A 23,905-nucleotide genomic window follows, 5' to 3' on the forward strand; every position below is an offset into this window, starting at 1 on the left:
CCAAAGCGATGGCCGAACCATACTCCAGGCCTTTGCAGCCTGGCAAGCGTCGCGGCTAAAGCCCCTCCCACATGCGACGCGAGCCGTGGGAGGGGCGTAGGGTGGATGTCGCTTTTTACATCCACCGATACCGTTCACGGTGGATCGATGAAGCGTGATCCACCCTACAGGATGCCTTACAGGCTCATCACATCGAGGAAGCGCGGCGTGGCGCTGTCGTCGATCTTCAAGCTCTTGAAGTCGAACAGGTTGCGGTCGGCCAGTTGCGAGGGGTGCACGTTCTGCAGGGCGCGGAACATGATCTCGACGCGGCCCGGGCTCTTGCGCTCCCACTCCTGCAGCATCTCCTTGACCACCTGACGCTGCAGGTTTTCCTGCGAACCGCACAGGTTGCACGGGATGATGGGGAATTCCTTGAGCTGGCTGTAGGCCTCGATATCGGCCTCGGCGCAGTAGGCCAGCGGGCGGATCACCACGTTGCGGCCATCGTCGGAGAGCAGCTTGGGCGGCATGGCCTTGAGCGTGCCGCCGTAGAACATGTTGAGGAAGAAGGTTTCCAGGATATCGTCGCGGTGGTGCCCCAGCGCCATCTTGGTCGCGCCAATCTCGTCGGCGTAGGTGTACAAGGTGCCCCGACGCAGACGCGAGCACAGCGAGCAGGTGGTCTTGCCCTCGGGAATCTTCTCCTTGACCACCGAGTAGGTGTCCTTCTCGATGATGTGGTACGCCACGCCGACGGATTCCAGATAGGCCGGCAGCACATGCTCGGGGAAGCCGGGCTGCTTCTGGTCCATGTTCACCGCGACGATCTCGAACTGGATCGGCGCCACCTTCTGCAGGTACAGCAGCACGTCGAGCATGGTGTAGCTGTCCTTGCCGCCGGACAGGCAGACCATCACCTTGTCGCCATCCTCGATCATGTTGAAGTCGGTAATGGCTTCGCCGGCCAGGCGGCGAATGCGCTTCTGCAGTTTGTTCTGGTTGACCGAAAGGGTGCCCATGGTGCGTCGAAATCCGAGGGAGTGGGAACGAAAGCGCGACATTTTACGCACAATGGCGCCGCGCCCCTACCCCGATAGCAATGAAATGCTAGTCTCGGCCGATGAACGACGATCTCGACCCCAGCCTGGACCTCGCCGAGCAGGTACTGCAATTGCTGCAGGCAGCACCGGACGGCATTGCCGAATACACCCTGATCCAGCAATTGAAAGACCGCCACAGCGGCCACATACCCAATCTGCCCCTGGCCGACAAGCTGGTGCTGTTTCGCACGCATTTCCTGCTGTTCAACGCGCTTTATCGCCTGCGCGAGCGATTGTGGGAGGAGAACTTAAACCAGTTGCAGATCAGCCCGCTGTGTATCCGCCTGCTGCCGTATCAGCCAGGCAACGCAGCGCTCAGTGAGCGCGACGGACTGCGCGATTACTACCTGGATATGAGCAACCTGCAGGGCACCGACGAGCGCGACGTCGAGCGTCTGCTCACCAGCTTCTGGACACGCATGCAGGGCGGTGAAGAAAAGCAGGCCGCACTCGAGCTGTTCGAACTGGCCAATGAACGGACACTCGATCTGCCACGCATCAAGCTGCGCTACCGACAAATGGTCAGCGAGCATCATCCGGACCGAGGCGGCAGCACAGAGCGGTTGCAGTCGATAAACCTGGCCATGGAAATTCTTGAGCGCTATTACCGCTGACTTCTAGAGAGCGATTTGCTCTAAAGCCAGACACCACGCCTGCTCCAGGCCCTGCCTATACTGCGACATAAGGTCGCATAGATTTCGGCCCGACACCCGGTGGCGCTGTACACGCGCCTCGGGCGTTCGCTGGGGGGCGACCGTCATAAGAAAGAGGAGGTGTCTGGCATGATCCACCACGTTTGGGGGCTCTTCACCCATCCCGATCAAGAATGGCAAGAAATCCGTGGCGAGGAAGAATCCATCAGCCACATGTACCTGACTCACGTGCTGATTCTTGCGGCAATTCCCGCCATTTCAGCCTACATCGGCACCACCCAGGTTGGCTGGGCGATTGGTGACCGAGCACCGGTGATGCTTACCGAAGGCAGTGCGATGGTGATGACCATCATGTCCTACCTGGCGATGCTCGCCGGGGTAGCCGTGATGGGCGCCTTCATCCACTGGATGGCACGTACCTACGACGCCAATCCCAGCCTGAGCCAGTGCGTCGTATTCGCGGCCTATACAGCCACCCCGCTTTTCATTGGGGGGCTCGCAGCGCTCTATCCGCATCTATGGCTGGGCATGGTCGTGGGCACGGTCGCGATCTGCTACACCGTTTATCTGCTCTATGTCGGCATACCGACCTTCATGAACATCCCTGATGACGAAGGCTTCATGTTCTCCAGTTCCGTACTGGCGGTCGGCCTGGTCGTGCTGGTGGCGATGATCGCCAGCTCGGTCATTCTCTGGGGCATGGGCGTCGGCCCGGTCTACACCAGCTGATAGTCATTAGCAGCTAACCTACAGGCCGCCTTCGGGCGGCCTTTTCATTGGCAAGCGGCACAGGCTCCCGGCTTACGGCATAATTGGCACTCAGCCTGCACCAGCGCCTGTCCATGCCCGAACAGATTCACGCCCGCGTCGAAGCCTGCTACCAGCAGGCCGAAACCTTCTTCAAACAACGCTTTGCCCGCCCCGAGATCAGCTTCAAGCTACGCGGGCAGAAGGCGGGTGTCGCGCACCTGACGGAAAACAAGCTGCGCTTCAACCTGCAGCTGTACCGGGCCAACCAGGAAGACTTCCTGCACCAGACGGTGCCGCACGAAGTCGCCCACATGGTCGCCCACCAGTTGTTCGGCCCACGTATTCAGCCGCATGGCGAGGAATGGCAGTTGATCATGCGCGGCGTCTACGAGCTGCCGCCGCATCGCTGCCACAGCTACGAAGTCGAGCGGCGCAAGGTCAGTCGATTCATCTATCGTTGTAGCTGCGCGGATGGCGAGTTCCCCTTCTCGGCCCAGCGTCACGCCTTGGTCGCCAAGGGCCGCCGCTACTACTGCCGGCGTTGCAAGGTGACGCTGACCTTCAGTGGTGAGCAGCGCCAGGAGTGATCGGGCGCCGACGCACCGCTAGCGGCCTCTAGCCCTCGAACGATTGCAGCCACTGAGTGCGTGCACGTGCTTGCTCGGCATGGCACTCCGACTCCCAAAACCCGGTCCAGGGCGAACCTTGCACGCGGTTGCGGGCGTAGAGGCTGCAATCCTGCTCGCGAAGCTTGATCCACAGACGCTGGGCGTCCCGTAGTTCATTGGCGAGCGCCGGATCATACTGCTTGAGCGAAGCCATCACGCGATCATAAGTGCCTTGCAGCTCCTGCTCGGCGGCTTTCCAGACAGGTCCCTGACACATGAAGGCGGTCATGGCGCTGCCTTGCTGGCAGGGATCCTCTGAATTCTCAGCGGCCTGCACGGGTGCCAGGGTAACGGCCACATACATTGCCAAGCCCGATACGACGCCCGCCATCCTCCCTGAAATTCCGTTCATGCCTGACGCTCCGCTGCGATAAAGGCTCCCATCCTAAGCGGGTTCAACCGAACACGCGCGCCTCACTTAGCGCTGCAATTCGCTCGGCGTCATAACCCAACTCCACCAGCACTTCGGCGGTGTGTGCGCCAACCGCCGCCCCGACATGCCGGGGCGGCGCCAAGCCCTCGGAAAACTTCAGCGGGCAAGCCAGTTGAGATTGCGCGGGCAGCCCCTCGCGCGGCACCTCGACGACCAATCCACGGGCTTTGATCTGCGGATGCTGCACCGCCTCGGATAGCGGCAACATGGGTTCGACGCAGGCATCCAGCGCGGCGAAGACTTCGCACCATTGCGCGAAATCGCGCTTCTCGAACTCGATCTCGATCTCGCGCTTGAGCGCGCGTTGATCCTCGGGCTTGAGTGACAGGCCGCGTGCTGCCAGTTCGGGGCGGTCAATGGCGGCGCAGAACTGCTGCATGAACTGCGGTTCCAGACTGCCGACAGAGAACCAGCGACCGTCGCGCGTGCGGTAGTAGTCGTAGAAGCTACCGCCATTGAGCGCCTGGTTTTCCATTCCAGGCTCGACGCCGGCACCGAGGTAACCAGCGCCCGCCATGCCATGCAGGCTGAAGGCGCAGTCGGTCATGCTCACGTCGATCTGCTGTCCCTGACCGGTGACCTGACGCTGCACCACAGCCGCAAGCAGGCCGATCACCCCATGCAGCGAGCCGCCCGCCAGGTCGGCCAACTGTACGCCGAGCGGCAACGGGCCGCTGTCGCGGCGCCCGGTGTAGCTGGCGATACCGGCCAGCGCCAGGTAGTTGATGTCGTGCCCGGCGCGATCACGATAAGGCCCACTCTGGCCGTAGCCGGTGATCGACACGTAGATCAGCCGTGGATTGATCGATTTGAGCGTTTCATACCCGACGCCCAGCTTGTCCATCACGCCGGGGCGAAACTGCTCAAGCACGATGTCGTACTCACCGACCAACTGCTTGACCACCTCCACCGCCTCGGGTCGCTTGAGATCGAGTGCGATGCTGCGTTTGTTACGGTTGAGGTAGGCGTGGCTGGTGGAGGTTCCGCCATCGTGCGGCGGTAGCACGCGCACCAGGTCCATGCGCGTGGGCGACTCCACCCGCAGTACCTCTGCGCCCATATCGGCCAACAGCAGCGAGGCGAACGGCCCCGGCAGCAGCGTGGAAAAATCGAGAATCTTCAGCGATGACAACGGGCCGGACATGGTGACTCCAGATAAGAAAAAGTGGCGTAGGCGACTCAGCCTTCCCAGACGATGACGACATCGCCGGGCATCGCTGCAATTGCTTCGGCATACCGCACTTCCAGCACATTGCGGCGAATCTTCATGGTCGGCGTCATGCTGCCGTTGTCCACTGTCCAGGCCTCGCCGACCAGATAGAAATGACTGACACGCTCGTGCGCCTCCAGCCGTTGATTGACTGCATGCAGATGCTCGGACAACGACTGTTCGAGCAAGCTGCGTGGTTGCTGGTGGGCCGCAGGTGACAGCTCGATCAGCGCCAGCGGTTGATCCAGGTTGCTGCCCATCAGGCACACCTGCTCGACCCAATGACTCTTGGCGATCTCGCCTTCGATGGGCGCCGGCGCCACGTACTTGCCCTTGCTGGTCTTGAAGATGTCCTTCACTCGCCCAGTGATGCGCAGGTAGCCCGCCTCGTCCAGCTGGCCACGATCACCGGTGTGCAACCAACCATCCTTGAGGGTTTCCTCGGTTTTCTCAGCCTCACGGTAGTAACCCTGCATCAGGGTCTCGCTGCGCAGCAGGATCTCGCCGCTGGCGTCGATGCGCACCTCCAGATGCGGCATCGGCCTGCCCACGGTACCGAAGCGCACCTGTCCGGGGCGATTGAAACAACCGTAGGCGAAGTGCTCGGTCATGCCGTAACCCTCGCAAATGGTCATGCCCAGGCGCATATACCACTCCAACAGCCCGGTGGAAATCGCCGCCGCACCGGACACCAGCACCCGCGCACGATCCAACCCCAAGCCCGCCCGCACCTTGTGCGCCACCAGCCGTCCCAGCAGCGGGATACGCAGCAGACGCTCGAGCTTGTGCGCCGGCAATTTCTCCAGCACGCCCTGCTGAAAGCGCGTCCACAACCGTGGCACCGAGAAGAACACGGTGGGACGCACCTGACGCAGGTCGCTGGCGAAGGTCTCCAGCGACTCGACGAAGGCCACCGGTGCGCCGCAGTAAAGGCTGTTGAATTCAACCAGGAAGCGCTCGGCGGCATGCGATAGCGGCAGGTAGGAGAAGAACTGATCCTGCGGCGTCATTTTCAGCTCCGCCGTGGCGTTGGCCGCAGAGAACGCCATGGCGTGGGCCGAGAGCATCACGCCCTTGGGCTGCCCGGTGGTGCCGGAGGTATAGAGGATCGACAGCAGATCCTCGCCGCGTTGCAGATGCGCGCCGAGCAGCGGCTCATGCGCCGCCAGCAAGGCATGCCATTGATGCTCGGCGGGCATGGTCGGATAAGGCATCGCGATGCGGGTGATATGCGGCGCGATGCCGGTGGCCAGCTTGTCCTGCTCATCCAGCTTGCCAACCAGGATTACCTTGCAGCCCGCGTGCTCCAGCACATAGGTGATTTGTTCCGGCGCCTGCAGCGGATACAGCGGCACGCTGACCAGCCCGGCGTGCTGGATCGCCAGGTCGCTGATAAACCATTCGGCGCAGTTCTTCGCCAGCAGCGCAACGCGCTCGCCGGGCACGCAGCCCAGCGCCAGCAGTGCGCTGGCCAGGCGGCGCGCCTGCTCGTCGACCTGGCGCCAGGTGAAGTCGTGCCATACGCCATTGACAGGCTGGCGCAGCCAGACCGCGTCGGGTTGTCGATCCAGCCAGTGGTCAAAGCGTTCGAGAGGCAGTTGCAGGGTCATGGAGGTTACCTTCTTGTCCTTGGGGTTCACCTGCTCGTTGCAATGCGAGCGTTGCTGACGATAGACCACAGCCTCTCGCAGGCGGGTGCAACCCACCACAGAGCGCTCGTGGCGGGTTGCACCCGCCCTACACCGTTACAACTTCATCCCGCGACTGATGATTTCCTTCATGATCTCCGACGTGCCGGCGAAGATGCGCTGGATACGCGCGTTCGCGTACATCTTGCAGATCGGGTACTCCCACATATAGCCCCACCCGCCGTGCAGCTGCACGCCCTCGTCGACCACCTTGCACAGCAGCTCGGTGGTAAACAGTTTGGCCTCTGCGGCGACTTCTGCACTGAGCTTCTTCTGGTTGTGGTCGAGCACGCAGCGGTCGGTGAAAACCTGAGCCACATCGATCTGGGTGCGCATCTCGGCCAGCTTGAAGCGGGTGTTCTGGAAATGCGCCACCGGGCGGCCGAAGGCCTGGCGTTCCTTGACGTACTCGATGGTGGTCTGCAATGCCGCCTCAGCGCCGGCCACCGCGCCGCAAGCATTGGTCAGACGCTCCTGGGCGAGCATGTTCATCAGGTAGAAGAAGCCGCCCTTGGCATCGCCCAGCAGGTTGTCCTTCGGCACCTTGACGTCATTGAAGAACAGCTCGGCGGTGTCCTGGCTGTGCATGCCGAGTTTCTTCAGCTTCTTGCCGCGCTCGAAGCCGGGCATGCCGCGTTCCACCAGGAACAAGCCCATGGCGTGCTTGTTGGCCGGGTCGGTCTTGGCTGCGACGATCACCACATCGGCCAGATAGCCGTTGGAGATGAATACCTTGGAGCCGTTGAGCAGCCAGTGGTCGCCCTTATCCAGCGCCGTGGTGCGCATGCCAGCCAGATCGGAGCCGGCAGACGGCTCGGTCATCGCCACCGCGAGGATGGTTTCACCGCTGATGATGCCCGGCAGCAATCGCGCCTTCTGTTCGGCATTACCGTACTCGGCGATATAGGGGCCGCACAGCGCCGAGTGCAGCGGGATCATGAAACCCGGTTCGTTGATGCGCGCCAGCTCCTCGCACATGATCTGCTCATAGCGAAAGTCCTTGAGACCCGCGCCGCCGTATTCCTCATCCGCCCAGGGCAGTAGGAAGCCCATCTCACCGGCCTTGCGCCACACGCTGCGGTCGACCACCCCGGCGGCCTCCCACTCCTCCTGATACGGCACCACCTCTTTATCGAGAAATGCCGCGAAGGCGTCGCGGAACAGGTTGTGTTCGGTGTCGAAATGGTTGCGTTGCATGGGGCGGGTCCTCCGCTGTTGTTATGCCCTTGAGGTTAAGGGCCGCTCCGCAGCCCCTCAATGACCCATACGCTCAGCCTCGGTTGACCCAATCGCTCGGCTGGCTTGCCCTGGTCGGGAGCAACTGCCTACCATCGACCACCCTCGTTATCGGAAGCCCAGCATGCGCGAACGCACCATCGCCAGCCACTTCGTCCGTGCTGCCCTGCGCGGCGCGGATCGCCACGGCCTGGCCTGCGACCTGATCCTGCGTCAGGCTGGCATCCAGCCCGCTGTTCTGGTCGAGCCACGCGCACGCATCGCCCCCGAACAGTTCGCCCGGCTGATGCAGTTGCTGTGGGAAGCGCTGGACGACGAGTACCTGGGTTTCGGCCGCCAGCCGAGCAAACGCGGCACCTTCGCCATGATGGGCCACGCCATCATCCATTGCCGCAGCCTGGAAAAGGCGCTGAGTCGTGGCGCGATGTTCTACGGGCTGTTTCCCCACGCACCGAGCATCAGCCTGCAACGCGAAGGCGACTGGGCACGGCTGAGTGTCGACGACAGCCCACTGTGGGACCCGGATCATTTTCTCGTGGAAAGCCTGCTGGTGATATGGCATCGCCTCGGCAGTTGGCTGATCGGCCAGCGCATCCGCCTGGAAGAAGCCACCTTCGCCTACCCCGAGCCCGAGCATGCCGCCGAGTACGAATTGCTGTTCCCCGGCAGCCGCCGCTTCGGCGCCGGCTGCACCAGCCTGCTGTTCCACGCCCGCTACCTGGTCATGCCGTTGCTGCAGGACGAACGCACGCTCAAGCAATTCCTCCAGCACTCCCCCGCCGACCTGCTGGCCCGCCCCGACGGCGGCGACAGCCTGATCAGCCAGATTCGTCGCCTGCTCGGCCGCGACTGTCGCACCTGGCCGGACCTGGAACAGGTCGCCCAGCAACTGCACACCAGCCCACAAACCTTGCGGCGTCACCTGCGCGAGGAAGGCTCCAGCTTTCAGGAACTCAAGGACCACCTGCGCCGCGACCTGGCCATCTACCACCTGGGCCGCGATGAACTGGCGATTCAGGACATCGCCGAACAACTCGGTTTCTCCGAACCCTCGGCCTTTCATCGCGCCTTCAAGAAATGGACGGGGCTGACGCCAGGGGCGTATAGGGCGCAAGAGGCTTGAAACGGCGAATCGACAGCGACGCTCAGCCTGCCACACGCCGTAACCTATGCCTCGACCGCTCGGTCATTTCGCCCTAAATAATTGCACCGCAGTGCCGACACAGCCGTCAGCACCTACTCAGAGATTCCGCCAATGTTCGCGACCCGCCTGAAACAAGAGCTGCAAGCCTTACGCGAAGAACTGTCCTCGGTCGAACAGGTGCGCACCAGCCTCGATCAAGAGATGCTCGCGCTGATTCTCGATCCACAGGGTCGCATCGAGTCGGTGAACGCCAACTTCGAGAAGGAAATGCTCTACCGCGCCGATCAACTGCGCGGCCGCCCCCTGCTGGCGCTGATCCCGGAACATGTGCACAACCTGGACTTCCACCACCGGGTACGCCATGCCCTGGAGCGCGGCGAACATCTGGCCGGGGTCATCCGCCTGAAACGCGGCAACGGCGAAGAAGCCTGGCTGCGCTCGATCCTGCAGCCGCTACGCGACAGCCAGGGCCGGGTGCAGCGCTTCTCGATCTATGCCAGCGACCTGACGCGTACAATCGAGACCTCGCGCGAGCACGAAAACCTGATCAGCGCGCTGCAGCGCTCCACCGCCGTCATCGAATTCAACCTGAACGGTGAGGTGCTTACCGCCAACCAACGCTTCCTCGATTCGATGGGCTACAGCCTGACGCAGATTCAGGGCAAGCATCACAGGATTTTTTGCGACCTCGCCGAAGCCAACTCTCCACAGTACCAGCGGTTCTGGGAGCAACTGCGCCGTGGCGAATTCGCTACAGGTCGTTTCAAACGTCTGGACAGTCACGGACGCGAAGTCTGGCTGGAAGCCTCCTACAACCCTATCACCGACGCCCACGACAACCTGTATAAGGTGGTCAAGTTCGCCACTGTGATCACCGACCAGGTCAACCGCGAAGCGGCCATCGCCGAGGCCGCCAGCATTGCCTTCGAGACGTCGAAAGGCACGGATGACAGCGCCAAGAACGGTGCGTCGGTGGTGCAGCAGATGCTCGACACCATGCGCGAACTGGCCGCTCGCATGCAGGAGGCCGCGCAGGGCATCGAGGCACTGGACAAGCAATCCCAACTGATCGGAGCCATCGTCAAGAACATCAGCAGCATCGCCGACCAGACCAACCTGCTGGCCCTCAACGCTGCCATCGAAGCGGCGCGTGCCGGCGAGCAGGGCCGTGGTTTTGCCGTGGTGGCCGATGAGGTTCGCCAATTGGCTTCACGTACCAGCTCAGCGACGGAAGAAATCGCCCAAGTGGTCGGTCAGAACCAGCAACTGACCGAACGCGCGGTAGAGCTGATCGACCGAGGCAAGACCCAGGCCGAGTTGGGCCTGGAGCTTTCTGCCCAAGCCGGCCAGGTGATCACCGAAATTCAGGATGGTGCAAAGCTCGTGGTAAACGCGGTGGAGCGCTTCGCGACGCAACTCTAGAGACGTGTGCCCTTCATAGTCGCCCGAGTATTTTGCCGGTCCTGAGGCAGCAGCGGCTGTATTCAGTCGTACAGGCGTACCCTGAAGCAGGCGCCGCCCAGTTCGGAGTCGTCCAGGCTCAGTTCGCCGTCGTAGCTTTCGACGATGTCTTCAACCACCGCCAGGCCGATGCCCTGCCCCGGGTTCTGCGCATCCAGACGCTCGCCGCGCTGTAGTACCCGCGCACGCTGCTGCTGCGGTACACCGGGGCCGTCGTCCTCGATGGTGATCAGGCAACCTCCGGCCAGGGGTTGCAGCCTGACGCGTACACGATTCAGGCAGAGGCGGTACGCGTTCTCCAGCAAGTTGCCGAGCAGTTCCATCAGCGCACCACGTTCCATGGTGATCTGGCTGTGCTCGGGAACCTCCAGCGTCGCTTCGACGCGCTTGTCGCGATAGACCTTGTCCAGCGAGCGGCACAAGCCGTCGAGCACCGGCCAGACCTGCTCGCGATGGCGTACCAAGCCGCTGCGGCGCAGGCTGGCGCGCTGCAGCTGATAGCCGACCTGCTGACTCATGCGCTCGATCTGCGCCTGCATCAGCTGTGCCTGCTCGCGATTTTCGGAGTGCACGGCAAGGGTTTCGCCGATGCCCTGTAGCACGCTGAGCGGCGTTTTCAGGCTATGGGCGAGGTCTTCCAGCGAGTCGCGATAACGTTCGCGCTGACGCCGCTCGCTGTCGAGCAGACGGTTGAGGGAGTTGGTCAGGCGCAGCAGCTCGCGTGGATGCTCGTCACTCAGGCGCTGGCGAGTACCCGCCTCCACGCCATCAAGTTCATCGCTGAGGCCGCGCAGGCTGCGAAAGCCCCAGGTCAGGCCGAACCAGAGCAGGCCCAGCAACACCAGCAAGGCCATGCCCAGCCACAAACGCAACTGCCAGGCAAAACCGTTGAACAGCCCCTGGTATTCGCGCGTCGGCTGCATGGTCACGATGCTCAGCGCGGTTTGGTCGCCGCGCAGAAAATCCACTTCCACGTCGTATACGAAGTATTCCTGGCCGCTGTCGTCGCGAATGCGGATGAACTCGTGGCCGCGACCGTCGTAACGCGGCAGGTAGCGCACCAACTCGTCGATGGAGGAGCGTGAGCGCCAGATCAGCTGGCCCTCACGGTCGAAGATGAAACCCAGCAGGTGCGAGTCGAGGTTGTCGAATTCCTCGTCGGGCATCTTGTCCGGCATGTGCAACTGGCCGTCATGGATGCGCGCAGCAGATATCAGTGCAGCCGCGTCAGAGGCTAGACGTTTCTCCACGGTCTGTTCCAGGGCCATGAGAAACACACCCTGTAGCACCGGCATCAGCAACAGCATGAACAACATCGCCAACGCAGCGCTGGCCAACATCAGACGCAGTCGTAGCGAACCGAGACGCATGCGCAGCTTGCGTAGAACGACGCGAGCTCGACTCACGTGCAGCGCTCGTTGAACATGTAGCCCTGACCACGCACGGTTTCTATCGGCTTGCCGCCCAGCGGTGCCTCCAACTTGCGCCGCAAACGGCCCACCAATACCTCTATGACATTGGGATCGCGCTCGTCGTCGCCTGGATAGAGTTGCTCCATCAGGCGCTCCTTGGCCACTACCTGCTGGTGATGCAACATCAGGTACTCGAGGATGCGATACTCGTAGGCGGTCAGTTGCAATGACTGTTTATCGACTGTGGCTTGCTTGCGATTGAGATCCAGCACAAGGGACCCTGCCTCGATGGTCGACTTGGTGAACCCGGAAGAACGTCGTAGCAGCGCGTTCAGGCGTGCCTCCAGCTCTTCGAACTGGAACGGCTTGACCACATAGTCGTCGGCACCGCAGGAGAGGCCTTCGACCTTGTCCTGCCAGTTACCGCGTGCGGTAAGGATCAGAATTGGAAAGTTCTTGTCCTGGCTGCGCAGCTCACGGATCAGGTCGATACCGCTCATACCGGGCAGACCGAGGTCGACCAGGGCCAGGTCATGGTTGAAAGACTCAGCTCGGTACAGTGCTTCTTCGGCGGTGCGCACGGCATCCACCACATGCCCGTTTTCACTGAGGCGAGTGAACAGATGGTGACGCAGCAACGCCTCATCCTCCACCACCAGCAATTTCATTAGACTCTCCCTGATTTAAGGTGTAAAAGGGCCGGGCAGATGCCCGGCCTGGTAATGCCAAGTCGCCATCAGAAGGCGAAGTTGGCGCCGAGGTAGAGCTGCGCACTGCTATGTAGATCCAGCGACCCGGCCTTGCCTTCACCATGCGGTTTCATTTCCGTGCTGGCGTTGGTACGCAGGTAACGATAGCCGGCTTCGATCGATGTATTGCTGTTGAGTTCCTGCAGGATACCGGCCTGCAAACCTGCAGCAAATCCGATGTCGCTGTCACGGGAGAACCCGCGGCTTTCCTGCTCGAGCTTGACCAGGCCGGCGGTTACACCACCGAACAGCTTGGTGTTGTTACTGCCCAGCGGTACGAACATGTCGTAGCTGCCGAGCAGATTCTGCTGACGCAGTTTGTAGCCATTGTGACTGTCGGAGACATTCTCGTAAGTCGCGTAGTAGCGGTTATCGGCGGTCTTCTGGCCGGCACGCAGACCCCAGGTGCCCTCGCCATTGATCACCTTGTCCAGTTTGGGATTGCCGAGGTTGGCGTTCAACGCGTTGGACTTCTGGATGTTGTTGTCAGTCTGCCCCCAGGTCAGGCCGACGAAATTGTCATTGGCCTGAGCAGCGGTTGCGCCCAGGGCCAGGCAGGTCGCGAATGCGATACGGTTCAGGGTGATTTTCATTGCATCATTCCTCTCGTTGCAGTTTTGATCAACTCGGCAACAAGTCTGCGGGAAGGCTACTGAATCCCTGCTGAACCCTCCTTGAACCTGCACTGAACGAGCGGCAAACAGCCTAGATACGCCGTACCAGAGCCCCAGCGGCGACGAATAACGAGGCCAGAACAGCCAACAACGCCAGCCAGCCGGCGTGCTCCCAGACATAACCACCGACGTAGCCCACCAGGCTGGAGCCGAGGTAATAGGCACACAGGTACAACGCCGAGGCCTGCGCCTTGGCCCCCTGTGCATGGATACCAACCTGCCCGCTGGCAACCGCATGAGCCGCGAAGAAACCCAGGGTGAACAGCGCCAGCCCGATCACCACAGCGCTCAGCCACGGCCCTGCGCACAGGGCCACCCCAAGCAGCATCAGACCGATGCCGCCATGCAACACCTGGCGTGCGCCGAAGCGTGGGACCAGACGCCCTGCCCATCCGGCGCTGAAGATACCCAGCAGGTAGACGGTGAACAGCAGACCGATCACCGTCGCCGACAGGTTGAATGGCGCGCCGGCCAGACGAAAGCCGACATAGTTGAACAGCGCAACGAAGCCGCCCATGAGCAGAAAGGCCAGGGCGAACAGCACGCGCAGACGCGGGTTGCTCAGGTGCAGGACGAAGTTGCGCAGCAGCCCGCGCAAGGACAGCGGCTGGGCGGTGAAATGCCGAGAGGGCGGCAACAGCCAGATAAACAGCACCAACGCCAGCAAGCCGAGCCCGGCAATGCCGCCAAGCGCCCAGGGCCAGCCACCCAGGTCACTGAGCAGACCGGCCAGCAGGCGACCGAGCAACCCACCCAACGCCGTACCGCCGATATACAGCCCCATCGCCGCCGGAAGCGCTTCGGGGTCGAACTCTTCGCCGACATAGGCCATGGCCAACGCCGGCAAACCGCTCAGCGCCAGTCCCAGCAGCGCACGCAGAATCAGCAGGCTGCCCCACTCTTCTACCAGTGCGCAGGCGATCCCCAGCATCGCTGCCAGGCCCAGCGCCGCAGCCATGACCGGCTTGCGCCCCCAGCTCTCGGCCAGCGCACCGGATACCAGCAGGCATAGCGCCAGGCTCAGTGTGGTCAGCGACAGCGCCAGGCTGCTGCTGGCCGCAGAAACACGAAAGTGCGCCGCCAGCAGAGGTAGCAGCGGCTGCACGCAGTAGAGCATGGCGAAGGTAGCGAAACCGGCACAGAACAGCGCCAGAGTGGCGCGCCGATAACCGGCGCTGCCACGGCTGAGATGGGAAGCGGACATGGGCAGAACGACTCACGAGACATGGGGCAGGCAAGCAATGGATCACAACCCGAAAGCCGATCCAGCGCGCATGCCCGCGAATGAAATCAAGAGCAAATATTAGCACGCTATCGATAATCCGATCGCGCCTGCACAGGCTCGGACAATCGGCCTTGCCTTGATTCGGCTCAACGGACTTTGCCCTTACTAAAGCTAAGGTCTAGCCTCAGATACGGAACACAATGGAGCCGAGCGAATGGATACCCCGCCCGAGGGCAGAGACGCGAAAGGCCGGGAAACCCGCCTGTTCATCTTTCTCGTCGTCTGCCTCTTTCCCCTCCTTTCGGTCGCCTTGGTTGGCGGATACGGATTCATCATCTGGTTCATGCAGATGCTACTGGGACCACCTGGTCCACCCACCTGATCGTTGTTCACCAGACGGAGCCACGGAACATGGCCGCCCCCCTGCATATCGCCAGTCTGCTGGTACACGTACGGCCCGAACTGCTAGCAGCGGTAAAGGCCAACCTGCACCAGCTCGATGGCCTCGAGCTGCACCAGGAAAGCCCTCAGGGCAAGCTGGTGGTGGTGCTCGAAACCGAGCACGAGCGCCAAATCCTCACGCGCATCGAACAGATCAATGCGTTACCGGGTGTGCTCAATACCGCGCTGGTCTACCACGAACTCCTCGAAACAGAAGGAGACTCAGAATGAAGCTGTCTCGCCGTGAATTCGCCAAAGCCAATGCCGCTGCCATTGCTGCGGCTGCCGCCGGACTGCCGCTCATCAGCACTGCCAGCAACCTGATCACCGAGGCGGACATGACCCGCCTGGACTGGAACAAGGCGCCCTGCCGCTTCTGCGGTACCGGCTGCAGCGTGATGGTGGCCACCCGCGACAACCGCGTGGTGGCCACCCACGGCGACGTCAAGGCCGAGGTCAATCGCGGCCTGAACTGCGTCAAGGGCTACTTCCTGTCGAAGATCATGTATGGCGTCGACCGCCTCACACAGCCACTACTGCGCATGAAGAACGGTGTGTACGACAAGCAGGGCGAATTCCAACCAGTAAGCTGGGAGCAGGCCTTCGACATCATGGCGCAGAAGATCAAGCAGGCCATCGCCGAGCATGGCGCGGAGGCCGTCGGCATGTTCGGCTCCGGCCAGTGGACGGTGTGGGAAGGCTACGCCGCCAACAAGCTGATGAAAGCCGGCTTTCGCAGCAACAATATCGACCCCAATGCGCGCCACTGCATGGCCTCGGCGGTGATGGGCTTCATGCGCACCTTCGGCATGGACGAGCCGATGGGCTGCTACGACGATATCGAGGTCGCCGACACCTTCGTGCTGTGGGGCTCGAACATGGCCGAGATGCACCCGATCCTCTGGAGCCGGGTCACTGATCGTCGCCTCAGCCACCCGAACACCAAGGTCGCCGTGCTTTCCACCTTCGAGCACCGCAGCTTCGATCTCGCCGATATCCCGCTGGTGTTCAAACCGCAGACCGATCTGCTGATCCTCAACTACATCGCCAACCACATCATCGAAAGCGGCGCAGTGAACAAGGACTTCGTCGGCAAGCACACCAAGTTCGCCCGTGGCGCCGATGACATCGGCTACGGCCTGCGTGCCGACAACCCGCTGGAGATGCAGGCCAAGAACGCCGCAAAGGCCAATACCTGGGAAGACATTTCCTTCGAGCAGTTCGCCGCCTTCGTCAAACCCTACACGCTGGCGCGTACCGCGGAGGAGAGCGGCGTGGCGGCCGAGCGTCTCAAGGCCCTGGCCGAGCTGTACGCCGATCCCAAACGCAAGGTCATGTCGTTCTGGACCATGGGCTTCAACCAACACACCCGCGGCGTCTGGGCCAACAACCTGATCTACAACCTGCACCTGCTCACCGGCAAGATCAGCGAGCCGGGCAACAGCCCCTTCTCCCTCACCGGCCAACCATCGGCCTGCGGCACCGCGCGCGAGGTGGGGACCTTCTCCCACCGCCTGCCTGCCGACATGCTGGTAGCCAATCCCAAACACCGCGAAACCGCCGAGAAGATCTGGAAGCTGCCGCCCGGCACCATCCAGGAAAAGCCCGGCTTTCATGCCGTGGAACAGAGCCGCAAGCTCAAGGACGGCGTGCTCAAGGTCTATTGGACGCAGGTCAGCAACAACATGCAGGCCGGCCCCAACATCATGCAGGAGGTCCTGCCGGGCTGGCGCAATCCGCAGGCCTTCGTCATCGTCTCCGATGTCTACCCCACCGTCTCGGCCCAGGCCGCCGACCTGATCCTCCCCAGCGCCATGTGGGTTGAAAAGGAAGGCGCCTACGGCAATGCCGAGCGCCGCACGCAGTTCTGGCACCAGTTGGTGAAGGCCCCGGGCGAGGCCAAGTCAGACCTCTGGCAACTGGTGGAGTTTTCCAAGCGCTTCACCACCGATGAGGTCTGGCCCGCCGAACTGCTGGCCAAGGCCCCGGAATACAAGGGCAAGACGCTGTATCAGGTGCTGTTCGCCAATGGCCAGGTCGACCAGTTCCCCAGCGAGCAGATCGAGACCGGCTACGCCAATGACGAGGCTGCGGCCTTTGGCTTCTATCTGCAGAAGGGGCTGTTCGAGGAATACGCCCAGTTCGGCCGCGGACATGCCCATGACCTGGCGCCGTTCGACAGCTATCACGCAGCACGTGGCCTGCGCTGGCCGGTGGTCGATGGCAAGGAGACGCGCTGGCGTTACCGCGAGGGCCTCGACCCCTATGTGGAGAAAGGCAGCGGCGTGCAGTTCTACGGTTACCCGGACAAACGCGCATTGATCTTCGCCCTGCCCTACGAGCCGCCAGCCGAGGCGCCGGATGATGAGTTTCCGTTCTGGCTCAGCACCGGCCGTGTGCTGGAACACTGGCACACCGGCAGCATGACCCAGCGCGTCGAGGAGTTGCACGGCGCCGTGCCTGACGCGCTGGTGTACATGCACCCGGATGATGCCAAGGCGCTCGAGGCGCGGCGCGGCAGCGAGGTCAAGGTGATCAGCAGACGTGGAGAGATCCGCGCCCGCATCGAAACCCGTGGCCGCAACAAGCCGCCGCGCGGCCTGGTGTTCGTGCCCTTCTTCGACGCCAACAAACTGATCAACAAGGTCACCCTGGACGCCACCGATCCGATCTCCAAGCAGACCGATTACAAGAAGTGTGCGGTGAAGATCGAACTGGTCAGCCTGGCCTGAGGAGAGCCGTCATGAGCCTGCGTTTCCTGCCTCTGCTACTGCTCACCGCCTTCAGCCTGGCCGTCGCCGGTGAGCTCAATTACCCACTCGATGCCCCCGCTCCGGACGGTCGCCGCCCAGGCGGCACCCTCAGCCAGACACTCCCAGCCCCAGTGCTGGGCAATGAGGAAAACAAGGATCTGCGCCGCGAGCGCAACTACCCGGAACAGCCACCGACCATCCCGCACAGCATTCGCGGCTACCAGGTGGACGCCAACGGCAACAAGTGCCTGACCTGCCACAGCCGGGCTGGCAGCGCCCGCAGCCAGGCACCGATGATCAGCATCACCCACTACATGGACCGTGACGGCCAGCCGCTCGCTGCGGTGTCACCGCGACGCTACTTCTGCACCCAGTGCCATGTGACTCAGCAGGACGTTAAGCCCCTGGTCGGCAACAGCTTCCGCAATATCGACCACCTGCTCGATGACGAAGCAGCCGGCACGGCAAAACCCTGAGGAGGCCTTCCATGAAGTCGTTAATGGCCCTGTTCAAGGAGTACTGGGGCATCCTGCGTCGCCCGAGCGTGCATTACAGCCTGGGTTTTCTCACACTCGGTGGTTTCATCGCCGGAATCATCTTCTGGGGCGGCTTCAACACTGCGCTGGAGGCCACCAACACCGAGCAGTTCTGCATTTCCTGCCATGAGATGCGCGACAACGTCTACGTCGAACTGCAGGACACCATTCACTACAGCAACCGCTCCGGCGTGCGTGCCACCTGCCCGGACTGCCACGTGCCGCACCAGTGGACGGACAAGATCGCGCGCAAGATGCAGGCGTCGAAGGAGGTCTGGGGCAAGATCTTCGGTACCATCAACACCCGTGACAAGTTTCTCGCCCACCGCCGCGAGCTGGCCGAGCACGAATGGGCGCGGCTCAAGGCCAACGACTCGCTGGAGTGCCGCAACTGCCACAACTTCGATTACATGGACTTCACCAAGCAGAGCATGCGGGCCCGGCAAATGCACTCCAGCGCCCTGGCCAGCGGCGAGGCCACCTGCATCGACTGCCACAAGGGCATCGCTCATCAGTTGCCGGATATGAGCGGCGTGCCGGGTTGGTAAGCGCCATGGCCTCCCCACAGCGTGTCACAGGCCCACAAAGCGGAGACCTCGGCATTCGTTATGCATACGGAATACCCTGCGCGTTTCTAGTCTCCGCGCAGTTGCTGCAACTCTTTGAGCAGGCCTGCGGCAGTCTGCTCACCGACCAGGCGCTCGCGCAACTTGCCGTCCGCATCGACGATATAGGTCACCGGTAGCACGTCATTACGCGGCAGCTCGAAACGCGCCGCCGGGTCCTGCGCCAGCACGGTGAACCGAATGTCAAAACTGTCCGCTGCACGCTTGAGGTCATCGCCCTGCAGGGCGTCGAAATTGACGCCGATCACTCGCGCCGACTGGTTCTTCAGCTCTTCTTCCAGGGCGTTGAGCTCGGGAATTTCCGTGCGGCACGGTGCGCACCATTCAGCCCAATAATTAATGACTAGCCACTGGCCATCCAAGCTCTCAGCCGTTACCTTTCGTCCATGCTGATCAAGGCCGTAATCTTCGGCACAAGCCGTCAGCAGCAGAGCGGCGCAGATACCCATAACAGCCTTGCCGACATTCCGGAGCCCTAAGCCCATGTACTCGATCCTCGTCCACCCGGGGTTGATATGACGCTGGATGCCCTGCGCCTGGAAGTACCGGACATCCGCGAGGACAACAGCGTATCGCCGGCGGAAATTGTCCAGCGACTCGCGACGGCTCGCCACCTGGAGCAGGAAAATGGCCTGCAACACGTACTGGGCCTGTTGTTTTCGCTCAATCGCAGCGCCCTGACCTTACTGGAAAGGCAGCGTGCGCTGCAAAACTTCAGTGACGAGTACCGCCATTACGCCGGCCTTGCCAATCGCCAGCATCCGCCAAGCACTCTGTTCGTGCGTTTCTGCGGCGAGCTGGCGATCGGTTTCAAACGCCTGCTGCTGCAAATCCTGCAGGGGCGTCAACCATCGATGCCGCACCTGGCCTGGTGCCTGTACATGGCCCAGCACTTCCTTGCCCAGCAGTTGCTGCGCCACTATCAGCTGTACCAGGAGCCACCCGCAGCGCTCTGGCGCGACAGCCACTTGCTGTATTGGATCGGCGAGCATCAGCAGTGCCTGGACGAGCCAGTGGCGGCGGCCTTCGAGCCGAAGCCGGCCAGCACCCTGCGCGGTCTCTACCAGCAGATGCTGCTATTGGCCCTGAGCAACCCCTTCCACCTCGATGAAGGCGAGTGCCTGACTCTTTTCAGCGCACTGGCGCCTCTGGCCGCGCTGGCCAGGTTGCAAGCCTGGGACGAGGAAGACGAAATCGAAGGTCCGGTAGTCGACCTCAGCGAATCACAGGCCTGCCTGAGTTTCGAACAACGTATCGAAGGCGAGGCCGCCAACCTGCGCCGCTTCGAACTGGGAGCTCTGCTGATCGCGCTGCATGAACCAGCGCCACTGCAAAGCACGCAGGAGCGTCAGTTGCTTGAACGAGTACGTCAGCACTGGCTGGGACGCCAGCAACGTCGCCATGAACGCGCCGAACTGGACGGACAATGCAGCCTGGTGGTCGGCCTGCCAGCCATTCATGCGCAACTGCTGGACAAGCTGCCACAACGCACCGAGGCACAGATTCTCGACGCCAGTCCAGGCGGCGCGCGCCTGCTGTGCAACGCCAACGAGGGCGGGCAACTGCAGGTCGGGCAACTGGTTCTGCTGCTTACCAATGGCACACCGACTCTGGCATTGGTGCGCTGGCGTCATCTCAATAGCGAAGGCTTGCACCTCGGGCTGCGCTATCTGAAAGGCCTGCCACGGCCGGTCTGGCTGCGACGCGCCCCCAATGCGCAGACTCATCCGGGTGTATTGCAGAGTACCCCGGCACCGGGCAACGGCTGGCACCACGGCCTGTGGCTGCCCAACGGCCAGTTTGCCTCCGGCGAGCACCTTTGGCTGCAACTGGTCAGCGTGCATAATCAGGCGATCCTCCCTCTTCCCGAAAGCAACCTGCAGACCTCATCGGTTACTCGTCACCCGCTGCGCCTGGCCTGATACGCGAAACTGCGACTCCAGTCACGCGGTCTGTCCGCCGAGTGCACAGTTTCGCCAGCAGGTGGCTGCTTATAATTCCCGGTACTAACGTCTCACCTAGCCTGGAATTTCACCATGTCCCAAGCGCAAGACAAGCTGATTGGCTCCGTGCCCTCGCGCATCGTCGACGCCGCTCACCTGCTGGTCACGCCCTACGAGGGGCGCGTAGCCGAATACAACGTCGCCACCTGGCTGCAACTGCCGGGGCTGGCCAACCTGCCGGTGTCGCTGCTGGTGAGTTATCGCGATGGAGACAAGCGTCGCGAGGTCAATGTCGACCACGGCAAGGTCAATGCCCATGGCAAGATCCTGCTCTCCGGGATCGCTCGCATGCCGGTGCGGCTGAAGATCGAAGACATGCAGGTGCGCCTGCGCTCGGCGGTGCCGGCGCAAAGCCTGGTAGTCGAGGAATTCTTCGTTCAAGCCGTCGAATTGGCCAACAGCGAGAGCCGCCAGGCCATGGCCTGAGACAGAACTGGAACATCAAACCCCGCGCATCGACGCGGGGTTTCGCTTTCAGCCTGAGGAAACTCCGGAGCTGGGCGTAACCTGCGGATTTGAGTCGTCAGCGTCTGGCTGCAGGTTTTCGGCAGCAACATGCTCGAGCAGCGACTCCGGCCAACGTGCGAAGTGCAGCCCAGTGATTCGGTTGAGCCGCGTCAGCGCTTCCTGCGGATCGCGTCGATGAAGGTGGATTACCCTGTTTTTTACCGTCATTACTGCCTGCGTCCTCAGCGATCCCTGCCTTGCTGGCAGTTCGATAGCAACTGACCTTGCATTTGCTAGAAGCGTGCCAGCCCTTCTACAACGCATTCATTGCCGCCACGCCTTTGCTCAGAGCGCATCAGGCCTGGGCAACGCCTGAAAGTGACGTTTTTCGTCACCCTCCATTACGCTTCCTCAGCCCTTCCCCGGCAACCAGTCCGCCAGACTGGCGCCGAACTGCTCCTCGCGCTCCGCTTGCATGCGTTCCATTCCCTCGCGCAATGCCGGATACCAGGGCTCGTCAAGCTGAGCGGGCAGTTGCGAGAGGCTCGGCAACGGCCAAGGGCTGCACTCGAGTAGTTGATGCAGGGAAAAATTATGCAGGTCACGGCACAGCACCCAACCTCCACCGCTGGCCTTGCATGCCAGGTGCTCGCGCTCGAGGAAGTCCATCACCTGGCTCCACTCGTCCTCGGGTAAACGCCAGCCAGCACGCTGCATATCACCATAATGCAGGACTTCGCCCTTCTGCTGACGCTTGAGCAACAGGCGCAGCACCACTAGCAGAATCAATCCCTTGGGGATGGGTTCGCGGCGCCAGTGCCGTGGTTGCGAGAGGCCGTACACCAGCTCGGCGCCCAGCAGCACGATCAACCAGGACAGATAGATCCACAGCAGAAACAGCGGCACCGTGGCGAAGGCGCCGTAGATCAGGTGGTAACCGGGAAACAGGCGCACGTATAGGCCGAACAGTGCCTTGGCCACTTCGAACAGTACGGCGCTGAACAAACCGCCCAGCAACGCATGGCGCAAGGGCACCCGAGTATTCGGGACCGCCGCATAGAGCAAGGTAAAGGCTGCGATGCTCGATAGCAGCGGCGCGAAGGCAAGCAGGGTCTTGGCGCCCAAGACGGCATCCGGCCCGGAAATCAGCGACAGCGAGGCGATATAGGTACTGATCGCAAAACCTGCCCCCAGTAGCAACGGCCCGAGGCTGAGGATCGCCCAGTACAGCAGAAAGCTGGACATACCGCGGCGCGGCTGACGCACCCGCCAGATCACGTTGAAGGTCTTTTCGATGGTCACCAGCATGAGGAAGGCGGTGACAGCCAGCAGCCCCACGCCGAACCAGGTCAACTGCCGCGCCTGAGTGGTGAACTCGCGCAGGTACTCCTGCACCGTCTCGCCAGTGGAAGGCACGAAGTTATTGAAGATGAAACCCTGGATGTCCTCGCCCACGTCCTTGAATGCCGGAATCGCCGAAAGCATGGCGAAGGTCACGGTCATCATCGGCACCACGGCGAACAAGGTGGTGTAGGTCAAGGCAGCCGCATTGCCTGCGCCACGGTTCTCCACGAAACGCTTGTAGAGACTCAGCCAGAACCCCAGCCAGTCCTTAAAACGAACCCGCATGCCCTCTCCTTAGCTCTCAAACCTTACAGACAGTGCGCCGCGTGAAAAGGTCGCAGCAAAGCGACCCAGCGGTTTGCGTGCATCCGCGCACCAGGCGGTTAGAATAGCCGCCACCTCAAGCCGGATGCGAGCCACCATGACCGACCTGACCCTCTACCACAACCCGCGCTGCTCGAAATCCCGCGGCGCTCTGGAGCTGCTGGAAGCCCGCGGCCTGCAACCGCAGGTAGTGCGCTATCTGGACGCACCACCCAGCGCTGGCGAACTCAAGAGCTTGCTCGGCAAGCTGGGCATCAGCGCCCGCGAACTGTTGCGCAGCGGCGAAGACGAGTACAAGGCACTAGGCCTGGGCGATACCGGTTTGAGCGAGGCGCAGCTGATCGAGGCCATGGTCAGGCATCCCAAACTGATCGAGCGCCCGATTCTGATCGCTGGCGACAAGGCCGTGATCGGCCGCCCACCGGAAAAAGTGCTGGAGCTGCTGGCATGAGCGCGCCTTATATCCTCGTGCTCTACTACAGCCGCCACGGCGCCACCGCGCAGATGGCCAGGCAGATCGCCCGTGGTGTCGAGATGGCCGGCCTGGAAGCACGTCTGCGCACGGTGCCGGCGGTATCCAGCGAATGCGAGGCCGTTGCGCCGAGCGTGCCGGAGGACGGCGCCATGTATGCCACCCTGGACGACCTGAAGAACTGCTCGGGCCTGGCCCTGGGTAGCCCGACCCGTTTCGGCAACATGGCCGCACCACTCAAGTACTTCATCGATGGCACCAGCAACCTGTGGCTCACCGGCGAACTGGTTGGCAAACCAGCCGGCGTGTTCACCTCCACCGCCAGCCTGCATGGCGGCCAGGAGACCACCCTGCTGTCGATGATGCTGCCTCTGTTGCACCACGGCATGCTGGTCTGCGGCCTGCCCTACAGCGAATCGGCCCTGCTCGAAACCCGCGGCGGTGGCACGCCCTACGGCCCCAGTCACCATGCTGGTGGTGACGGCAAACGCGCGCTGGACGAGCATGAAACAGCCCTTTGCCGCGCACTGGGTCAACGCCTGGCGCAAACCGCCAGCAAACTGGAGCGCTGAAC

The 23,905-nt window shown here is 62.2% G+C and carries 24 protein-coding genes and 2 pseudogenes; 15 read left to right on the plus strand and 11 right to left on the minus strand.

Annotation, left to right across the window (positions count from 1 at the left end; translation table 11 throughout):
- Positions 1–176: 176 nt before the first annotated feature.
- Positions 177–1,001 carry a tRNA 2-thiocytidine(32) synthetase TtcA gene (gene ttcA / locus INS93_RS19195; RefSeq protein ID WP_192984926.1) on the minus strand — a complete coding sequence of 275 codons (825 nt, stop codon included), beginning with the start codon at positions 999–1,001 and terminating at the stop codon, positions 177–179.
- A 101-nt stretch (positions 1,002–1,102) separates the two neighbouring features.
- Here ttcA and INS93_RS19200 point away from each other — a divergent pair, with 101 nt between their 5' ends.
- From INS93_RS19200 to INS93_RS19210, 3 genes are all read left to right on the plus strand, one after another.
- Positions 1,103–1,696, plus strand: a complete 594-nt coding sequence (locus INS93_RS19200) for a DNA-J related domain-containing protein (protein ID WP_192984928.1) — start codon at positions 1,103–1,105, stop codon at positions 1,694–1,696.
- Positions 1,697–1,864: 168 nt separating this feature from the next.
- Complete coding sequence (locus INS93_RS19205; RefSeq protein WP_192984930.1) at positions 1,865–2,464, plus strand: Yip1 family protein; 600 nt, start codon at positions 1,865–1,867, stop codon at positions 2,462–2,464.
- Positions 2,465–2,577: 113 nt separating this feature from the next.
- Complete coding sequence (locus INS93_RS19210; protein ID WP_192984932.1) at positions 2,578–3,072, plus strand: SprT family zinc-dependent metalloprotease; 495 nt, start codon at positions 2,578–2,580, stop codon at positions 3,070–3,072.
- A 28-nt stretch (positions 3,073–3,100) separates the two neighbouring features.
- Here INS93_RS19210 and INS93_RS19215 read toward each other — a convergent pair whose 3' ends face one another.
- The 4 genes from INS93_RS19215 to INS93_RS19230 all read right to left on the minus strand — a co-directional run bounded on the left by INS93_RS19215 (position 3,101) and on the right by INS93_RS19230 (position 7,681).
- A complete protein-coding gene (locus INS93_RS19215; protein ID WP_192984935.1) occupies positions 3,101–3,505 on the minus strand; it encodes a lysozyme inhibitor LprI family protein in 405 nt (134 codons plus the stop codon).
- Positions 3,506–3,548: 43 nt separating this feature from the next.
- Positions 3,549–4,730, minus strand: coding sequence for a CaiB/BaiF CoA transferase family protein (locus INS93_RS19220; protein WP_192984937.1), 1,182 nt, complete (start codon positions 4,728–4,730; stop codon positions 3,549–3,551).
- 35 nt (positions 4,731–4,765) lie between these two features.
- Complete coding sequence (locus INS93_RS19225) at positions 4,766–6,406, minus strand: AMP-binding protein (RefSeq protein WP_192985026.1); 1,641 nt, start codon at positions 6,404–6,406, stop codon at positions 4,766–4,768.
- A 135-nt stretch (positions 6,407–6,541) separates the two neighbouring features.
- Complete coding sequence (locus INS93_RS19230) at positions 6,542–7,681, minus strand: acyl-CoA dehydrogenase family protein (RefSeq protein ID WP_192984939.1); 1,140 nt, start codon at positions 7,679–7,681, stop codon at positions 6,542–6,544.
- Positions 7,682–7,844: 163 nt separating this feature from the next.
- Between INS93_RS19230 and INS93_RS19235 the strand changes: the two genes are divergently transcribed.
- From INS93_RS19235 to INS93_RS25140, 3 genes and pseudogenes are all read left to right on the plus strand, one after another.
- Complete coding sequence (locus tag INS93_RS19235) at positions 7,845–8,843, plus strand: AraC family transcriptional regulator (RefSeq protein WP_192984941.1); 999 nt, start codon at positions 7,845–7,847, stop codon at positions 8,841–8,843.
- A 222-nt stretch (positions 8,844–9,065) separates the two neighbouring features.
- Positions 9,066–9,704 (plus strand): annotated as a pseudogene (locus tag INS93_RS25135) (PAS domain-containing protein); the annotation flags it as partial.
- Between the two features lie 153 nt (positions 9,705–9,857).
- Positions 9,858–10,286: pseudogene (locus tag INS93_RS25140) on the plus strand (methyl-accepting chemotaxis protein); the annotation flags it as partial.
- Positions 10,287–10,348: 62 nt separating this feature from the next.
- On the opposite strand, the gene INS93_RS19245 reads toward INS93_RS25140, so the two are convergent.
- The 4 genes from INS93_RS19245 to INS93_RS19260 all read right to left on the minus strand — a co-directional run bounded on the left by INS93_RS19245 (position 10,349) and on the right by INS93_RS19260 (position 14,364).
- Positions 10,349–11,731, minus strand: a complete 1,383-nt coding sequence (locus INS93_RS19245) for an ATP-binding protein (protein WP_192984945.1) — start codon at positions 11,729–11,731, stop codon at positions 10,349–10,351.
- The gene (locus tag INS93_RS19250) at positions 11,728–12,405 is read right to left on the minus strand and encodes a response regulator transcription factor (RefSeq protein ID WP_160017482.1); all 678 of its coding nucleotides are present in this window, start codon (positions 12,403–12,405) and stop codon (positions 11,728–11,730) included. Before INS93_RS19250 ends, INS93_RS19245 begins: the two co-directional genes overlap by 4 nt.
- 68 nt (positions 12,406–12,473) lie before the next feature.
- Positions 12,474–13,079, minus strand: a complete 606-nt coding sequence (locus INS93_RS19255; protein WP_192984947.1) for an outer membrane beta-barrel protein — start codon at positions 13,077–13,079, stop codon at positions 12,474–12,476.
- A 112-nt stretch (positions 13,080–13,191) separates the two neighbouring features.
- Complete coding sequence (locus tag INS93_RS19260) at positions 13,192–14,364, minus strand: MFS transporter (RefSeq protein WP_192984949.1); 1,173 nt, start codon at positions 14,362–14,364, stop codon at positions 13,192–13,194.
- 235 nt (positions 14,365–14,599) lie between these two features.
- Between INS93_RS19260 and napE the strand changes: the two genes are divergently transcribed.
- From napE to INS93_RS19285, 5 genes are read left to right on the plus strand one after another with little or no spacing between them, the layout of a single operon-like run.
- The gene (gene napE / locus INS93_RS19265) at positions 14,600–14,767 is read left to right on the plus strand and encodes a periplasmic nitrate reductase, NapE protein (RefSeq protein WP_192984951.1); all 168 of its coding nucleotides are present in this window, start codon (positions 14,600–14,602) and stop codon (positions 14,765–14,767) included.
- Positions 14,768–14,796: 29 nt separating this feature from the next.
- Entirely contained in the window at positions 14,797–15,057 is a 261-nt protein-coding gene (locus INS93_RS19270; protein WP_192984953.1) for a chaperone NapD, read from the plus strand.
- A complete protein-coding gene (gene napA, locus INS93_RS19275; RefSeq protein ID WP_192984955.1) occupies positions 15,054–17,558 on the plus strand; it encodes a nitrate reductase catalytic subunit NapA in 2,505 nt (834 codons plus the stop codon). The genes INS93_RS19270 and napA overlap by 4 nt, the downstream gene beginning before the upstream one ends.
- 11 nt (positions 17,559–17,569) lie before the next feature.
- Entirely contained in the window at positions 17,570–18,055 is a 486-nt protein-coding gene (locus tag INS93_RS19280; protein ID WP_192984957.1) for a nitrate reductase cytochrome c-type subunit, read from the plus strand.
- 11 nt (positions 18,056–18,066) lie between these two features.
- Positions 18,067–18,663 carry a cytochrome c3 family protein gene (locus INS93_RS19285; protein ID WP_192984959.1) on the plus strand — a complete coding sequence of 199 codons (597 nt, stop codon included), beginning with the start codon at positions 18,067–18,069 and terminating at the stop codon, positions 18,661–18,663.
- Positions 18,664–18,749: 86 nt separating this feature from the next.
- Here the strand turns inward: INS93_RS19285 and INS93_RS19290 are convergent, their stop codons facing one another.
- Positions 18,750–19,226 carry a TlpA disulfide reductase family protein gene (locus tag INS93_RS19290; protein WP_226945628.1) on the minus strand — a complete coding sequence of 159 codons (477 nt, stop codon included), beginning with the start codon at positions 19,224–19,226 and terminating at the stop codon, positions 18,750–18,752.
- 30 nt (positions 19,227–19,256) lie between these two features.
- Between INS93_RS19290 and INS93_RS19295 the strand changes: the two genes are divergently transcribed.
- Complete coding sequence (locus INS93_RS19295) at positions 19,257–20,663, plus strand: PilZ domain-containing protein (RefSeq protein WP_160017479.1); 1,407 nt, start codon at positions 19,257–19,259, stop codon at positions 20,661–20,663.
- A gap of 114 nt (positions 20,664–20,777) precedes the next feature.
- Positions 20,778–21,170, plus strand: a complete 393-nt coding sequence (locus tag INS93_RS19300) for a hypothetical protein (protein WP_192984961.1) — start codon at positions 20,778–20,780, stop codon at positions 21,168–21,170.
- 432 nt (positions 21,171–21,602) lie between these two features.
- On the opposite strand, the gene INS93_RS19305 is transcribed toward INS93_RS19300, so the two are convergent.
- The gene (locus INS93_RS19305; protein ID WP_192984963.1) at positions 21,603–22,820 is read right to left on the minus strand and encodes a YihY family inner membrane protein; all 1,218 of its coding nucleotides are present in this window, start codon (positions 22,818–22,820) and stop codon (positions 21,603–21,605) included.
- A gap of 136 nt (positions 22,821–22,956) precedes the next feature.
- Here INS93_RS19305 and arsC point away from each other — a divergent pair, with 136 nt between their 5' ends.
- Both arsC and wrbA read left to right on the plus strand, forming a co-directional pair.
- Positions 22,957–23,310, plus strand: coding sequence for an arsenate reductase (glutaredoxin) (gene arsC / locus INS93_RS19310; protein WP_192984965.1), 354 nt, complete (start codon positions 22,957–22,959; stop codon positions 23,308–23,310).
- Positions 23,307–23,903, plus strand: a complete 597-nt coding sequence (gene wrbA, locus INS93_RS19315) for an NAD(P)H:quinone oxidoreductase (RefSeq protein ID WP_192984967.1) — start codon at positions 23,307–23,309, stop codon at positions 23,901–23,903. Before arsC ends, wrbA begins: the two co-directional genes overlap by 4 nt.
- The last annotated feature ends 2 nt before the right edge of the window (positions 23,904–23,905 follow it).

This window comes from Pseudomonas sp. EggHat1, assembly GCF_014892995.1.
GTDB lineage: Bacteria > Pseudomonadota > Gammaproteobacteria > Pseudomonadales > Pseudomonadaceae > Aquipseudomonas > Aquipseudomonas chaetocerotis.